Annotated in this window: 13 protein-coding genes; 10 read left to right on the top strand and 3 right to left on the bottom strand. The window is 67.0% G+C overall.

Annotated elements, in window-relative coordinates; genetic code table 11:
* The first annotated feature begins 36 nt into the window (after nucleotides 1–36).
* The 4 genes from PIN01S_RS06465 to PIN01S_RS06450 are packed head-to-tail and all read left to right on the top strand — an operon-like array spanning nucleotide 37 to nucleotide 3,054.
* Nucleotides 37–384, top strand: coding sequence for a hypothetical protein (locus tag PIN01S_RS06465; protein WP_084334551.1), 348 nt, complete (start codon nucleotides 37–39; stop codon nucleotides 382–384).
* Between the two features lie 16 nt (nucleotides 385–400).
* The gene (hmpA, locus tag PIN01S_RS06460; RefSeq protein WP_084334549.1) at nucleotides 401–1,585 is read left to right on the top strand and encodes an NO-inducible flavohemoprotein; all 1,185 of its coding nucleotides are present in this window, start codon (nucleotides 401–403) and stop codon (nucleotides 1,583–1,585) included.
* A gap of 49 nt (nucleotides 1,586–1,634) precedes the next feature.
* Entirely contained in the window at nucleotides 1,635–1,877 is a 243-nt protein-coding gene (locus tag PIN01S_RS06455; RefSeq protein WP_084334547.1) for a hypothetical protein, read from the top strand.
* Complete coding sequence (locus tag PIN01S_RS06450; RefSeq protein ID WP_084334546.1) at nucleotides 1,864–3,054, top strand: NnrS family protein; 1,191 nt, start codon at nucleotides 1,864–1,866, stop codon at nucleotides 3,052–3,054. The genes PIN01S_RS06455 and PIN01S_RS06450 overlap by 14 nt, the downstream gene beginning before the upstream one ends.
* 207 nt (nucleotides 3,055–3,261) lie before the next feature.
* Here PIN01S_RS06450 and PIN01S_RS06445 read toward each other — a convergent pair whose 3' ends face one another.
* Nucleotides 3,262–3,576: a c-type cytochrome gene (locus PIN01S_RS06445; RefSeq protein ID WP_084334545.1), complete on the bottom strand. Its 315-nt coding sequence runs from the start codon at nucleotides 3,574–3,576 to the stop codon at nucleotides 3,262–3,264.
* Nucleotides 3,577–3,852: 276 nt separating this feature from the next.
* Between PIN01S_RS06445 and nosR the strand changes: the two genes are divergently transcribed.
* The 6 genes from nosR to PIN01S_RS06415 all read left to right on the top strand — a co-directional run bounded on the left by nosR (nucleotide 3,853) and on the right by PIN01S_RS06415 (nucleotide 11,725).
* On the top strand, nucleotides 3,853–6,033 hold the full coding sequence (nosR, locus tag PIN01S_RS06440; RefSeq protein WP_084334544.1) for a transcriptional regulator NosR: 2,181 nt from the start codon (nucleotides 3,853–3,855) through the stop codon (nucleotides 6,031–6,033).
* Nucleotides 6,034–6,074: 41 nt separating this feature from the next.
* Complete coding sequence (gene nosZ, locus PIN01S_RS06435; protein WP_084334542.1) at nucleotides 6,075–7,979, top strand: TAT-dependent nitrous-oxide reductase; 1,905 nt, start codon at nucleotides 6,075–6,077, stop codon at nucleotides 7,977–7,979.
* Nucleotides 7,980–8,129: 150 nt separating this feature from the next.
* Nucleotides 8,130–9,401, top strand: a complete 1,272-nt coding sequence (locus PIN01S_RS06430; protein ID WP_084334540.1) for a nitrous oxide reductase family maturation protein NosD — start codon at nucleotides 8,130–8,132, stop codon at nucleotides 9,399–9,401.
* Nucleotides 9,398–10,309: an ABC transporter ATP-binding protein gene (locus PIN01S_RS06425; protein ID WP_084334538.1), complete on the top strand. Its 912-nt coding sequence runs from the start codon at nucleotides 9,398–9,400 to the stop codon at nucleotides 10,307–10,309. The genes PIN01S_RS06430 and PIN01S_RS06425 overlap by 4 nt, the downstream gene beginning before the upstream one ends.
* Entirely contained in the window at nucleotides 10,306–11,136 is an 831-nt protein-coding gene (locus PIN01S_RS06420) for an ABC transporter permease (RefSeq protein WP_084334536.1), read from the top strand. The genes PIN01S_RS06425 and PIN01S_RS06420 overlap by 4 nt, the downstream gene beginning before the upstream one ends.
* A 34-nt stretch (nucleotides 11,137–11,170) precedes the next feature.
* Nucleotides 11,171–11,725: a nitrous oxide reductase accessory protein NosL gene (locus PIN01S_RS06415; RefSeq protein WP_084334534.1), complete on the top strand. Its 555-nt coding sequence runs from the start codon at nucleotides 11,171–11,173 to the stop codon at nucleotides 11,723–11,725.
* A gap of 152 nt (nucleotides 11,726–11,877) precedes the next feature.
* Here the strand turns inward: PIN01S_RS06415 and PIN01S_RS06410 are convergent, their stop codons facing one another.
* Together PIN01S_RS06410 and PIN01S_RS06405 are read right to left on the bottom strand one after the other, a co-directional pair.
* Nucleotides 11,878–14,193: an ATP-dependent DNA helicase gene (locus PIN01S_RS06410; RefSeq protein WP_084334532.1), complete on the bottom strand. Its 2,316-nt coding sequence runs from the start codon at nucleotides 14,191–14,193 to the stop codon at nucleotides 11,878–11,880.
* A complete protein-coding gene (locus PIN01S_RS06405) occupies nucleotides 14,172–15,809 on the bottom strand; it encodes a VRR-NUC domain-containing protein (protein ID WP_084334530.1) in 1,638 nt (545 codons plus the stop codon). The genes PIN01S_RS06410 and PIN01S_RS06405 overlap by 22 nt, the downstream gene beginning before the upstream one ends.
* Nucleotides 15,810–15,881 lie beyond the last annotated feature (72 nt).

Raw genomic sequence — 15,881 nt, 5'->3', positions numbered from 1 at the left:
CAGGGAGAGAAACCTAGCACGTCAGAGGAGTCAAGTATGAAGTTTTCCCTCTCTTTCATCGTCGCGGCCAGCCTGCTGGCCAGCGCATCCGTCCAGGCCGACGAAGTGCTGGCCGTCCAGCACGACAACACGGCGGGTGCCGTGTATGGCGGGCTCAGCGGCGTACTGATCGGCGGTGCGGCTGGCGGTCCGATCGGTGCCCTGGTGGGTGGCGGTCTCGGATTGTTCGCCGGGCGCACCGTCCAGGACGCCAGCGGCCTGAGCCAGACCGGTTACCGGGTGAAGACCGCGACCGGTGAAGTCGACGTGCGTTCTCCCAACGCCGAATTCTCCGTGGGCCAGCAGGTCCGCCGCGAGAACGGGCGTCTCCACCCCTCCCAATAAATCGACGGAGCCCATGATGCTATCCGCTCAACACCGTGCCCTTGTGAAAGCCACCGTTCCCCTGCTGGAAACCGGCGGCGAAGCCCTGACCCGGCATTTCTACCGGATCATGCTCGGCGAACATCCGGAAGTGCGCCCGCTATTCAACCAGGCACACCAGGCCAGCGGCGACCAGCCGCGGGCCCTGGCCAACGGCGTGCTGATGTACGCGCGCCATATCGATCGGCTCGAAGCCCTCGGCCCGCTGGTCGGGCAGATCGTGCAGAAGCATGTGTCGCTGCAGGTGCTGCCCGAGCAGTACCCCATCGTCGGTGCCTGCCTGCTGCGGGCGATCCGCGAGGTGCTTGGGGAGGAGATCGCCACCGACGAGGTGATCGCCGCCTGGGCTGCTGCCTACCAGCAACTGGCCGACCTGCTGATCGGGGCGGAAGAGGAAGTCTATGCTGCCAGTGCCAACCAACCCGGCGGCTGGCGCGGGACGCGGTCGTTCGAGGTGGCGCGGCGGGTGTCTGAGAGCGACGAGATCGTTTCCTTCCACCTGCGTCCAGCCGACGGTGGCGCCCTGGCGGATTTCCTGCCGGGCCAGTACATCGGCCTGCGCCTGGTGATCGATGGCGAGGAAGTGCGCCGTAACTACTCGCTGTCTGCCGCACCGAATGGCCGCGACTACCGCATCAGCGTCAAGCGCGAGGCGGGCGGCAAGGTGTCCGGTTATCTGCACGAACAGGTGAAGGTAGGCGACCGCCTGGAACTGTTCCCGCCGGCGGGCGAGTTCGTCCTGCGGCCGTCGCGCAAGCCGCTGGCGCTGATCACCGCCGGGGTCGGCATCACCCCGGCGTTGAGCATGCTGGAGGCGGCACTGCCGAGCGGGCGACCGGTGCACTTCATCCACTGCGCCCGGCATGCCGGCGTGCATGCCTTCCGCGACTGGCTCGACGAGCAGGCGGCAAAGCATCCGCAACTCAGGCACTACGTCTGCTACAGCGAGCCTCGCCCTGACGACCGGGCAGCAGACGCCATCGGTCTGCTGAACCGCGAGAGCCTGGCCGACTGGCTGCCGGCGGAGCGCGACCTCGATGCCTACTTCCTCGGGCCCAAGCCGTTCATGGCCCTGATGAAGCGGCATCTGCGCGAGCTGGGTGTGCCGGAGGGGCAATGCCATTACGAGTTCTTCGGGCCGGCCTCGGCACTGGATAACTGATTCCGATCAAGGCGGCACAGCCTGCCGCCCGGTAGAAAGGAGACAACGCATGGTTTCGTGGTTCGAATGTCCGTGGCGTCTTCGGCGGCTGGCCGACTCCCTCCTGCTGGGCGGTCTGCTGCTGTTGCTGGTGGGGTTGGCCGGTGCCTATCTGTTCGAGGCCCGGCTGGCGCTCGGTGTGCTGGTCGGTGCGCATGCGCTGACGGTGCTGGGCCCGGCCCTGCTGAAGATCGGTTATGTGATGCGTCTGCTGGCTCAGCAGAAGAAGGAGAGTCGTTGTGCTCATTGTTGATCGCCGCCGGGCGATGGCGATTCCGCCCGTGTTGCGCCTGGGGTTCCGGCCGTTCTTTCTCGGCGGCGCGGCCTACGCGCTGATCGCCGTGCCGCTCTGGCTGCTGGCCCTGGGCGGCCTGTTGCCCGGCTGGCAGCCGGCGGGCGGCTGGCTGGCGTGGCATCGTCACGAAATGCTGTTCGGTTTCGGCGTGGCCATCGTCGCCGGCTTCCTGCTCACCGCGGTGCAGACCTGGACCGGCCGGCCCGGCCTGTCCGGCCGGCCGCTGGGGCTGCTCGCCGGACTCTGGCTGACGGGCCGCCTGGCCTGGTTGGGCGGTGCGCCGGTGCCGGCGGTGATCCTACTGGATGCGTTGTTCCTGCCGGCGGTGGCGGTGGTCATGGCGCGCATGCTCTGGGCGGCACGGCAGAAGCGCAACTACCCTATCGTGCTGGTGCTCGGCCTGATGGCGGCAGCCAATCTGCTCAGTCTCGCCGGGCTCGGCCTGGGCGACGACGGCCTGCAACGCCGTGGCGTCCTCGCCGGACTCTGGTTGATCGCGGCCTTGATGGGCATGATCGGCGGGCGGGTGATCCCGTTCTTCACCCAGCGCGGTCTCGGTCGGGTGGAGATGGTGCAGCCGATCCTCTGGCTCGACCTGTCGCTGCTGGTCGGCGGCATCCTGGTTGCGCTGCTCACCGCCGCCGGGCCGCTGCTGCAACCGGGGCCGCTCGGTGCGGTGCTGTTCCTGGCTCTCGGTGCCGGTCATCTCTGGCGGCTGTTGCGCTGGCACGACATGGCCTATTGGCGCGTGCCGCTGCTCTGGTCGTTGCACCTGGCCTATGCCTGGCTGGTGCTGGCGCTGGTCGGCATGGCTGTTTGGCATCTCGGCCTGCTGGGCAATGCCAGCCAGGCCCTGCATGCGCTCACCGTGGGCGCCATGGCCGGGTTGATCCTGGCGATGCTCGCCCGTGTCACCCTCGGCCATACCGGCCGTGCGCTGGAGCTGCCGAGTGGCGTCGCCACGGCATTCGCCCTGTTGCATATCGGGACCTTCTCGCGGGTGGTGCTGGTGAGTGTCTGGCCGCTGCCGGCGCTATGGCTGGCGGGGATCTGCTGGGCGCTGGCGTTCGCGATCTATCTGTGGCGCTACGCGCCGATGCTGTGTCAGATGCGGGTGGATGGGCATCCGGGTTAACAGGCCGTTGAAAAACTACCTGCGTTGCCGATACGGCGTTAAAAACGACCTCAAAATGCTCATTTACAGAACGTAAACTGCGCTTTTTCGGTCGTTTTTGCCTTGTCTCGGCTGCCTCGCCAACATTTTTCAACGGCCTGTTTAATCGTTCGATTCGACCCGTAGCAAGAGGAATGGGTGGTCCGGCATGCCGGACCACCCGTTTTTTCATTTGAGGGTCAGTACCCAGTTGGCCAGGACCGAGGCTTCCTCTTCGGTCACTGCGTTTGGCGGCATCGGGATGGGGCCCCAGTTGCCCTGGGTACCGTTCTTTATGTGCAGGGCGAGGGTGGCCGCCGCGTCGGCCTGACCGGCGTATTTCGCCGCGACCTCCTTGAGCGCCGGGCCGACCAGCTTGCTGTCGACGGTATGGCAGCCCACACAGGGCTTGCTCTTGAACAGGGCTTCGCCATCGGCGGCGAGCAGGGACTGGGCGGGCAGCAGCAGCGCGCCGGCCAGCAGCGGAAGGGCAAATCTCTTCATCGGGTTTCCTCGGGTTTGGCGCGGATGTCGCGCCGGCTGTGTGCGTTGTGTCGTCGGTGCGGCAACCGCCGCCCGCGTCGTCGCGATGCTAGGTCGGAACGGCGGGGGACCCTTTGACCTCGATCAAGAACGGCGGAAGCTCCGCCCGTGCGGGGGCGGTTATTGACCGGGATCAAGGGGGCGGCAGCGGGAGAGGGCTCCTTGATTTTGATCAAGGAGGGCGGGCCGAGCGGTCTTTTACCGTGGACTCATCTTGATATCAGTGCTGTCCACCCCATGCCCCTGTCGCGCCTCCGTTCCCTCGACGTTCCGCTCCTACCGTTCTGGTTGTTGCTGCTGGCCTGCCTCCTGTCCGTTCCGCTGCACGCCGCCGCCAATGACAGCGACCGCGAGTGGCAGCGCATTCGCACGGTGTTCCCGCAGGCCGAGGCGCTGTCCGAGCCGGCCGGCGACTTCCAGGTGCGCACCGTCACGGCGGGCGGCAAGACGCTCGCCTATGCCTTTCAGACCCGCCAGGTGGTGGACATCCCGGCCTACTCCGGCAAGCCGGTCAACCTGCAGGTGCTGCTCGGCCCCGACGGGGTGATCCGTGATGCCTACGTCTTGGAGCACCACGAGCCGATCCTGCTGGTGGGCATTCCCGAGCAGAAGCTGCACGACTTCACCGATAAGTACCGCGGCGTCGAGGTGAGCCGGCGGGTGGTGGTCGGTCATTCCAGCGACCCCGAGACCATCACCGTGGATGCCGTCACCGGCGCCACCGTGACCGTGATGGTGGTGAACGAAACGATCATGCGCGCGGCGCACAAGGTGGCGGTCTCGCTGGGGCTGGTCGATGAGGCGGCGGCCCGGAAGCAGAAGCCGGCGCTGATCCGGCGCGACCTGTTCCAGCCGGCGGACTGGACGGCCCTGACCGGCAATGGCGCGATCCGCCGCCTGCACCTGACCCGCGGCCAGGTGGACGACGCCTTCGTCGGCAGCCCCGCCGAAGGGGTGGAAGCCGCCCCCGCCGACCACCGCGACGACACCTTCATCGACCTCTACGTGGCCCAGCTCGACGTGCCCGGCATCGGCCGCAACCTGCTCGGGGAAAACCAGTTCGACTGGCTGACCGGCGAACTGAAACCCGGCGAGCACGCCATCGTCCTGTTGGGCAATGGCCTCTATTCCTTCAAGGGCTCGGGCTATGTGCGCGGCGGCATCTTCGACCGCATCCAGATGCGCCAGGGTGGCGAGACCATCAGCTTCCGCGACCTCGACTTCCAGCGCCTCGGCGGCCTGCGCATCGAGGGGGCGCCGGATTTCGCCGAGCTGGGGATGTTCATCGTCCGCGACCATCATGAATTCGACCCGGGCAACCCCTGGGGCCTGGAATTGCTGGTGCGCCGCCAGACCGGGCCGACCAGCGGCGAATTCGCCAGCTTCCAATTGGACTACCAGCTCCCCAACGCCTACTTCGAGCGTCCGGCGCCCACCGCCGAGGAACTGGCGGCGGCGGAAGAAGCGGCCCGGCCGATGTGGGTGTCGATCTGGTACGGCCGCGCGTTCCAGATCGGCGTGCTCGGTGTTGGCCTCGGCGTGCTGCTGGTGATCCTGTTCCTCCAGGATTACTTCGTGCGCTTCCCGCGCCTGCTGCACAACCTGCGCCGCGCCTATCTGGTGTTCACCGTCGGCTTCATCGGCTGGTACGCCCTGGGGCAGCTCTCCATCGTCAACGTGCTGACCTTCGTCCATGCGCTGATGGAGGGGTTCCGCTGGGAGCTGTTCCTCAGCGACCCGATCCTGTTCATCCTCTGGACCTTCACCGCAGCGAGCATCCTGCTCTGGGGCCGTGGCGTGTTCTGCGGCTGGCTGTGTCCGTTCGGCGCCCTGCAGGAGCTGATCAACGAAGTCGCGCGCAAGCTGAAGGTCCGCCAGTTCGAGTTGCCCTTCGCCGTGCACGAGCGGCTGTGGGCGGTGAAGTACCTGATCCTCCTGGCGCTGTTCGGCCTCTCCCTGGAATCCATGGCTACCGCCGAACGCTTCGCCGAGGTGGAGCCGTTCAAGACCGCCATCACCCTGAAGTTCGACCGCCAGTGGTGGTTCGTGCTGTACGTCGTGATCCTGCTGGTGATCAACGTGTTCACCCGCAAGGTCTATTGCCGCTACATCTGCCCGCTGGGCGCGGCCCTGGCGATCCCCAGCCGCCTGCGCCTGTTCGACTGGCTCAAGCGGCGCAAGGAGTGCGGCACCCCCTGCCAGCTCTGCGCCCACGAGTGCGAGATCCAGGCCATCCACCCGGACGGGCGGATCGACGCCAACGAATGCCACCACTGCCTGGACTGCCAGGTCACCTATCACAACGCCAGCAAGTGCCCGCCGCTGATCGCCAAGCGCAAGCGTCGCCAGCGCGACAAGACGGCACCGGTCGCGGCCATGGAAACCATCGCCGTGGTGCAGCTGGACATCGCCGACTGAACCGACACCTCAAACGATGACTGCCAACAGGAGCAACACCCATGAGTGACAGAAAGACGGAGCGGGACGACGAAAAACTCGGCCTGAGTCGCCGCGGCTTTCTCGGCGCCACCGCCGCCACCGGCCTCACCGCCCTGGCCGGCGCCACCGCCCTCGGCGGCGCGGTGATGAGCCGCGAATCCTGGGCCGCGGCGGTGAAGGACGCACAGCAGAAGATTCACATCGAGCCCGGCGAACTGGACGAGTACTACGGCTTCTGGAGCGGCGGCCACTCCGGCGAGGTCCGGGTGCTGGGCGTGCCGTCCATGCGCGAGTTGATGCGCATCCCGGTGTTCAACGTCGACTCGGCCACCGGCTGGGGCCTGACTGACGAAAGCCGGCGGGTGCTGGGCGACAGCGCGCGTTTCCTCAACGGCGACAGCCACCACCCGCACATCTCCATGACCGACGGGCGCTACGACGGCAAGTACCTGTTCATCAACGACAAGGCCAACAGCCGCGTCGCGCGCATCCGCCTGGACATCATGAAGTGCGACAAGATGGTGACCGTCCCCAACGTCCAGGCCATCCACGGCCTGCGGCTGCAGAAGGTGCCGCGCACGCAGTACGTGTTCTGCAACGGCGAGTTCGTCATCCCGCACCCGAACGACGGTAGCAACCTGAAGAATCTCGATGCCGCCGAGCGCTACACGATGTTCAACGCGGTCAACGCCGACACCATGGAAGTGGCCTTCCAGGTGATCGTCGACGGCAACCTGGATAACACCGACGCCGACTACAGCGGCAAGTACGCCGCCGCCACCTGCTACAACTCGGAGAAGGCCAACGACCTGGCCGGCATGATGCGCAACGAGCGCGACTGGGTGGTGGTGTTCAACATCCCGCGCATCGAGGCGGCGATCAAGGCGGGCCACTTCAAGACCCTCGGCGATTCCAAGGTGCCGGTGGTGGACGGCCGCGCCGGTTCCGAATTGACCCGCTACATCCCGGTGCCGAAGAACCCGCACGGCCTCAACACCTCGCCGGACGGCCGTTTCTTCATCGCCAACGGCAAGCTCTCGCCCACCGTGTCGATGATCGAGATCGCGCGCCTGGACGATCTCTTCGACAACAAGCTGAAGGACCCGCGCGAGGTGGTGATCGCCGAGCCGGAACTCGGCCTCGGCCCGCTGCACACCACCTTCGACAACCGCGGCAACGCCTACACCACGCTGTTCATCGACAGCCAGGTGGTGAAGTGGAACCTGGACGATGCCATCCGCGCCTACAAGGGCGAGAAGGTCGCCTACATCCGCCAGAAGCTCGACGTGCAATACCAGCCGGGCCACAACCACGCGTCGCTCACCGAGTCCCGCGATGCCGATGGCAAGTGGCTGGTGGTGCTTTGCAAGTTCTCCAAGGACCGCTTCCTGCCGGTCGGCCCGCTGCATGCCGAGAACGACCAGCTCATCGATATCTCCGGCGAGGAAATGCGCCTGGTGCACGACGGCCCCACCTTCGCCGAGCCGCACGACTGCATCCTGGCCCACCGCGACCAGATCCGGACGAAGAAAATCTGGAGCCGCGACGACCCGTTCTTCGCCGACACCGTGGCCATGGCCGCCAAGGACGGGGTGAAGCTGGAGACCGACAACAAGGTCATCCGCGACGGCAACAAGGTCCGCGTCTACATGACCTCCACCGCGCCCACCTACGGCATCACCGAGTTCAACGTGAAGCAGGGCGACCAGGTCACCGTGGTGATCACCAACATGGACATGATCGAAGACGTCACCCACGGCTTCTGCATGGTCAACCACGGCGTGAGCATGGAGATCAGCCCGCAGCAGACCTCGTCCATCACCTTCACTGCCGACAAGCCGGGGGTGCACTGGTACTACTGCAACTGGTTCTGCCACGCCCTGCACATGGAGATGGTGGGCCGGATGATCGTCGAGCCGGCTTGATGAGGGGAAAGGTGTGAGGGGGAGGGGTGAGGAGCGACTTGCCCCGCCGCCTCTCGATCAGCCGCGTGTCAGGCCGATACCTGCGCGCGGCATGTATTCCGCCCCGGATGGGGCAGTCATTGGACATGAGCCTTGTTGCCTGTACCGACCATGCTGCGCATCTTGATCTTCCTTCCGCTCTGCGCCTGTCTTGGCCAAGCTCTGGCAGATACCCGGCCGATCGATGAGTTGCCCTTGAAGTCGGTGGCCGACCAGCACTGGGAACTCCCGGCCGGCGAATACCACGGCAACTTCCGCATCGACCGCCCGCTGACCCTGCGCTGTGCCGAGGGCGCGATACTGGACGCCGGCGGAACCGGCAGCGCGCTGACCCTGGCCGCATCGGACGTGACCGTCAGCGGCTGCACCCTGCGCAACTGGGGCCGCGACCTCGGCGCCATGGACTCGGGCATATTCGTCGAACGCCAGGCCGCCAACGCGCATATCGAACACAACCGCCTGAGCGGGCCGGGCTTCGGCATCTGGGTCGATGCCAGCCGCGGGACGCTGATCCGCGATAACGACATCGAAGGCGACACCCGCCTGCGCTCCCAGGACCGCGGCAACGGCGTGCACCTCTACGCCGTGAGCGGCGCCCAGGTGATCGACAACCGCATCTGGGACGTACGCGACGGCATCTACATCGACACCTCCAACGACAACCTGCTGCAAGGCAACCGCCTGCGCGACCTGCGCTATGGCATCCATTACATGTTCTCCCACAACAACCGCATCATCGGGAACGCCACCCTGCGCACCCGCACCGGCTACGCGCTGATGCAGAGCCGCCAGCTCACTGTGATCGGCAACCACTCGGAGCAGGACGGCAACTACGGCATCCTGATGAACTACATCACCTACTCGACGCTGCGCGATAACCAGGTCATCGACGTGCGGCCCGGCGGCGACGGCGATGCGATGATCTCCGGCGCCGAAGGCAAGGCCCTGTTCATCTACAACTCGCTGTTCAACCAGATCGAGGGCAACCGCTTCGAGGGCAGTGCCCTGGGCATTCACCTCACCGCCGGCTCCGAGGACAACCGCATCGCCGGCAACGCCTTCGTCAACAACCGTCAGCAGGTCAAGTACGTCGCCACCCGCCGCCAGGAGTGGTCCCACGAGGGACGCGGCAACTACTGGAGCGACTACCTGGGCTGGGACCGCAACGGCGATGGCCTCGGCGACGTCGCCTACGAACCGAACGACAACGTCGACCGCCTGCTCTGGACCTACCCCCAGGTGCGCCTGCTGATGCACAGCCCCGGCATCGAACTGCTGCGCTGGGTGCAGCGGGCCTTTCCGGTGATCCGCTCGCCGGGCGTCGAAGACAGCCACCCCCTGATGCGCTGGTCGCCACCGGCGGCCACGGAGGACACCCCATGAATGCCGTGGATATCGAAGGCGTGAGCCAGCGCTTCGGCGCGCTCACCGTGCTCGACGACCTCCACCTCCGCCTGGCGCCGGGCGAAGTGCTCGGCCTGTTCGGCCACAACGGCGCCGGCAAGACCACCACCATGAAGCTGATCCTCGGCCTGCTGCGCCCGAGCGAGGGGCGGGTGACGGTGCTCGGCGAGCGCGCCGAGAGCCTGGCGGTACGCCGCCAGCTCGGCTATCTGCCGGAGAACGTGACCTTCTACCCCCAGCTCAGCGGGCGCGAGACACTTCACCACTTCGCCCGCCTCAAGGGCGCGGCGACCGACCAGGCGGATGCGCTGCTCGACGAGGTGGGGCTCGCCGCGGCGGCGGACCGGCGGGTGAAAACCTATTCCAAAGGCATGCGCCAGCGCCTCGGCTTGGCCCAGGCGCTGCTCGGCGCACCGCGCCTGCTGCTGCTCGACGAACCCACCGTCGGCCTCGACCCCATCGCCACCCAGTCGCTCTACCGGCTGGTGGACCGTCTGCGTGAGCAGGGCACCAGCATCATCCTCTGCTCCCATGTGCTGCCCGGCGTGGAGGCGCATATCGACCGCGCCGCCATCCTCGCCGGGGGGCGCCTGCAGGCCATGGGCACCCTGGCTGCCCTGCGCCTGGAAGCCGGCCTGCCGGTGCGCATCCGTGCCGCCGGCCTGGACGATCCGCAGCCCTGGCTGCAACGGCTGACCTCGGCCGGGCACGCGGCGCGGCGGCTCAACGGCCACAGCCTGGAAATCGATACCCCGGCCGCCGGCAAGCTCGGCCTGCTGCGGCAACTGCTGGAGGAGGGCGGGGTGGCCGATATCGAAGTCCATCAGCCGTCCCTGGAAGACCTCTATCGCCACTTCATGGGCGCGGTACGGAGCGAACACGCATGAACCCGATCTGGACCATCGCCCGCAAGGAACTCCGCGACGGCCTGCGCAACCGCTGGCTGCTCGCCATCAGCCTGTTGTTCGCCGTGCTCGCCGTGGGCATCGCCTGGTTCGGCGCGGCGGCGTCGGGGCAGGTGGGCTTCACCTCGATCCCGGCGACCATCGCCAGTCTCGCCAGCCTGGCCACCTTCCTCATGCCGCTGATCGCGCTGCTGCTGGCCTACGACGCCATCGTCGGCGAGGACGAGGGCGGCACCCTGCTGTTGCTGCTGACCTACCCGCTGGGGCGGGGCCATATCCTGCTCGGCAAATTCCTCGGCCACGGCCTGATCCTCGGCCTCGCTACCCTGATCGGCTTCGGCGGCGCGGCGCTGGCCATCGGCCTGCTGGTCGATCAGGTGGACATCGCTCTGCTGGCCTGGGCCTTCGGCCGCTTCATGCTGTCGTCGCTGCTGCTGGGGCTGGTGTTCCTCGCCCTGGCCTACGCGCTCAGCGCCAGGGTGACGGAAAAATCCAGCGCAGCCGGGCTGGCGCTGGGGGTGTGGTTTCTCTTCGTGCTGGTCTTCGACTTGGTGCTGTTGGCGCTGCTGGTGCTCGGCCAGGGCCGTTTCGATCCCGAATGGTTGCCCTGGCTGCTGCTGTTCAACCCGGCCGATCTCTATCGGCTGATCAACCTCTCCGGTTTCGACGCCGTCGGCAGCGGCATGGGCGTGATGAGCCTGGGCAGCGAGCTGCCACTGGGCAACACGCTCCTGTGGCTGGCCCTGGTGGCCTGGGCCGGTGCGGCGCTGGCGCTGGCCGGGCGGTCGTTCGCCCGCCGCCAGGTATGACCCCGACGAATTTACTGCAAGAAGGACGACCCCGATGTTCCTGATCCCCACCGGCGGCTTGCGCCACCTCACCGCCATCCTGCTTTGCCTGGGCCTGGCGGCCTGCAACGAACCGGCGGCGGAAGCCCCGGCCGGCCCCGTGGCCTTCCACCCGGACGACGAATGCCACGTCTGCGGCATGGTCATCAGCGAACTGCCGGGGCCCAAGGGCGAGGCGGTGGAAGCCTCCGGCGCGGTGAAGAAATTCTGCTCGGTGCAGGAGATGTTCGTCTGGTGGCTGCAGCCGGAGAACCGCAACCTGAACGTGACCCTCTACGTGCACGACATGACCCGCAGCGAGTGGAACCACCCGGACGACCGCCACCTGATCGACGCGAAAAAGGCCTACTACGTGGTCGGCTCGGACCTCAAGGGCGCCATGGGCGTCACCCTGGCTTCCTTCGCCGACCGCCTCGCCGCCGAAGGCATGGCCACCGCCCGCGGCGGCCAAGTGTTGCGCTGGGACGAAATCGGCCTGGAACAGTTGCAGATGATGCACACGGGCAATGACGGACACGCTGGGCACAGCGGGCATGGCACGGCGCATTGACCCGTTCCGGGCACGCCGATTTGTAGGGGCGGGTTGGGCGATTAACTTCGCCCCTACGAGGGGCGGAGCGAACTTTGCTCGCGAACCGAGCCCGCCAACAGATCGCCAGCAGAGCTGGCTCCTACGAAGCCGTCGGTCTGTGTGTGGGCGAATTATTCGCCCAAGCGGATAGCGGCACTCTCATGACTATCGCTACGCTCAACCTTCCACCACCCCGGTAGCAACCGCATCACCTCGCGGCGGGCGAAGCGGTCGTCGATCAGGTAGAGCACGCCGCGGTCCTCGCGGGTGCGGATCACCCGGCCGGCGGCCTGTACCACTTTCTGCAGGCCGGGGTAGAGGTAGGTGTAGTCGTAGCCGGCGCCGAACAACTGGTCCATGCGCTGGCGGATCTGTTCGTTCACCGGGTTGAGTTGCGGCAGGCCGAGGGTGGCGACGAAGGCGCCGATCAGACGGTCGCCGGGCAGGTCGATGCCCTCGCCGAAAGCGCCGCCGAGTACGGCGAAGCCGATGCCCTGGCCGCCTTCGACGAAGCGTTCGAGAAAGGCCTGGCGCGCCGGTTCGTCCATGCGCCGCGATTGCGTCCACAGCGGGATATGCGGGAAGCGCGCAGCGAAGCGTTCCAGTGTCTGTTGCAAGTAGTCGAAGCTGCTGAAGAACGCCAGGTAGTTGCCTGGCCGCTCCTCGAATTGGCGCGCCATCAGTTCCGCGATGGGTTCCAGGGAGGCGGTGCGGTGCTGGAAACGGGTGGAGATGGAGCCCACCACGCGGACCGCCAGTTGCCCCGCGCTGAACGGCGACTGCACGTCCACCCAGGGCGTGTTTTCCGGCAGGCCGAGCAGGTCGCCATGGAAATGCCGTGGGCTCAGGGTGGCAGAGAACAGCACGGTGCTGCGGGTGGCGGCGAAGCGCGGTTGAAGGTAGGGCGCCGGTACCAGGTTGCGCAGGCACAGGGTGGATAGGCTGCGGCCGCGCGTACCCGGCCGGCGTCTGATGTCGAACAGGGTGTGGCTGTCGAAGGTGTCGGCCATGCGGCAGAAGTGCATAGCCTCGAAGTAGAAGTCCAGCAGCGCGCCATGCACCTGGGTAGGGTGCTCGCCGAAGTGATTGGTGATGTCGGTAATGGCCGATTGCAGGCTGGCGATGAACTTTCCGGGCAGGGTCGGCAAGGCCTGGTAGGGGGTGTCGTCGTCCTTGCTCAGCTCGCGCCAGGTTCGGTTGATCCGTTCCAGCGGCTTCTTCAGAGAGGCTGGAGCCTCGCGGCGCAGGGTGTCGAAGCCGGCCTGGTCGAGTTCGGCGCTGTACATGCGCCGGGCCCGTTCCAGCAGGTTGTGCGCCTCGTCCACCAGCACGCCGACGCGCCACTGGTTGGCTTGGGTCAGGCCGTGGAGCAGGGCGCTGACGTCGAAGTAGTAGTTGTAGTCGCCCACTTGCAGGTCGGCCCAGCGCGCCAGTTCCTGGGCGAGGTAATAGGGGCAGACGGCGTGCTCGAGCGCTACCTCGCGCACGCTGTCGCGGTCCAGCCAGACGCGCTCCAGCGCAGCCCTCCGGGCGGCGGGCAGGCGGTCGTAGAAGCCTTGGGCGAGCGGACAGGATTCGCCGTGGCAGGCCTTGTCCGGGTGCTCGCAGGCCTTGTCGCGGGCGGTCAGTTCCAGCACCCGCAGCGGCAGGCCCGGCGCGTTCGCCTCCAGCAGGCGCGCGGCATCCAGGGCGAGCTGGCGGCCGGGGGTTTTGGCGGCAAGAAAGAACAGCCGGTCCAGGCCCTGGCGTGGGGCCGCCTTGAGCAGCGGGAACAGGGTGCCGAGGGTCTTGCCGATTCCGGTGGGCGCCTGGGCCATCAGGCAGCAGCCGGTGCTGGCGGCCTTGTACACGGCTTCCGCCAGTTCACGTTGGCCGCTGCGGAAGTCCGCATGGGGGAAGCGCAGGGCCTCCAGCGCCCGGTCGCGTTCGGCACGGTGGGCGAGTTCCTGCACGGCCCATTGCAGGAAGCGTTCGCAGTGCGTTTCGAAGAAATCCCGCAGCGCATCGGCGGAGCAGCGCTCCACCAGCACGGTTTCCTTCTGGCTGTGTATATCGAAGTAGACCAGCGCCACGTCCACCTCGGCCAGGCCCCGCGCCTGGCACAGCAGCCAGCCATAGACCTTGGCCTGGGCCCAGTGCAGGGCGCGGTGGTTGTCCGGCATCCGGGCGAGGTCGCCACGGTAGGTCTTCACCTCTTCCAAACGGTTGAGCGTGGGGTCGTAGCCATCGGCCCGGCCGCGCACGTGCAGCTGCTTGTAGTCGCCGGCCAGCGGCAGTTCGGCCAGGTATTCGGCGTTGCGCCGGGAGGCCACCAGGGCGTGGCCGGCCATGCCTTCCTGGGCACTGGGCGAGGGGGTGAAGCGCAGGTCGAGATCACCCGCCTTGGCGGTGAACTCGCAGAGCGCGCGGACGGCGACGATGTAGCTCAATTGACCGCGTCCGCCCATTGCACGTAGCAGACCGCCACCGGCATGTCGTGCCGGGCGCAGAAGTCCAGCCAGCGCAACTGGTTGTCCTGCAGGCGATCGCCGGGGCCTTTCACTTCGATCATCCGGTAGCGCCGTTGCGCGGGCCAGAACTGGATCAGGTCCGGCAGCCCGGCACGGTTGGCCTTGATGTCCTGCAGGATGCGCTCGAACCAGTGTCGCAGGTGCGTGGCCGGCAGGCAGTGCAGGGCCAGTTCCAGCAGTGCGTCATCGAGGGCGCCCCAGTGCACGAACGGCGAGAGGATGCCCTGTTTGGCCCGGTAGTGGCGGCGGATGGTGTCCTTGTAGGCGTCGCTGCCCAGTTGCGCCAGGCAGGCGTCGAACAGGGCGGCGCGGCGCTGGCGGAAGTCTGGGGCGTGCAGGTCCGCCGGGCCGATGTGGAACGGATGGAAGAATGCGCCGGGCAGCGCGACGAAGATCGCTTCCCAGCAGAGCAGGCCGAACAGGGCGTTGATCAGGGTGTTCTCGACGTAGTGCACCGGGCCATCGCTGTGGTGCAGATGCAGCAACACCGCGCCTTCCACCGACAGGGCCTCGGGGCGGGGGAGGCTCAAGTCGAGCCGTTCCACCGCCGGGCGGGTGGCCTTGGGCGCCTTGGGCAGGCCGAGCTGGCGTTGCAGGCGCGGCAGGATGCGTTGCAGGTGCTGGCGCTCGGCTTCGCTTTCCGGCGCCTGTTCGACCTGGCGGGCCAGCGCCAGGGCTTCGGCGAAACGCTCGCTGCGTTCCAGTACGCGGATGCGTCGCCCCCGCGCGCCGGGGTAGGCGCATTCGGCGTACAGCGCCAGCGCCGCATCGAACTCGCCGAGCCGTTCGCAGTGCTGGGCGATGAGGAACAGCAGCTTGGCGCGGCGCTGTTCGATCCAGGGGTTGGGGCAGGCCTCGCGGGGGATGTCGGCAAGCACCTCGGCGAGCGCTTCGCCCCGCTCGAAGCGCTCGCGGCAACGGTGCAGATGCAGGCAGTCTTCCAGGTCGCGGCGCTCGCGAAAGCCGCGGGAGCCGGCGTCCAGCTCGATCTTTTCGTAGAGGTAGATACCCAGGTCGGCGAGGACGAACTCCGACCAGTCCTGGTGCAGGTTGCCGAAGAACATCAGGCGCAGGCGGTCGCAGAGGTCCATGATCGTCAGTGCGTAGACGCGGTCGTCGCTGCCGGGGCACCAATCCTCGAAGGCACGTGCGTGCGGGTGGTCCGACAGAAGGGCTTGGAGCTGCTCGGCCTTGCGCAGGTCCGGCCGCACGGCGAAATGGGCGCGGATTTCGGGTTTGGTCAGCAGGGCGAACAGTTGCGGCAGGTCCAGCGGCGGAGACGCATCCACCCAACCCAGGTCCACCAGCGGTTGGACAGCCTCCGGCGCCGGGCCGATTTCCGGGTAGACCAGCTTGCCGGCGCGGAACAGCGTGCCCTTGCGCATCACCATGCGCACCAGCAGAGCCCGGGCCGCTTGCGGCAGGGTGGGGAAGGTAGAGATGAAGAGGCGTTCTTCCGCGTTCAGCAGGTCGTCGTAGCGGGCCTCGATCCACAGCAGTACCTGCTGGAAGTTGTTCAGGTAGTAAAAGGGATCGTCGAGGGTGCGGAGCATGGAAGGGGTCGCTGTTTTTTACTGTCTGTTTATACAGATATCAGCGTGCCGCTTAGCTTGGCAAACGGAATT

This window comes from Pseudomonas indica NBRC 103045 (genome assembly GCF_002091635.1).
GTDB classification, from domain to species: Bacteria; Pseudomonadota; Gammaproteobacteria; order Pseudomonadales; family Pseudomonadaceae; genus Pseudomonas_M; species Pseudomonas_M indica.
This window is presented reverse-complemented; position numbering and strand designations above follow the sequence as displayed.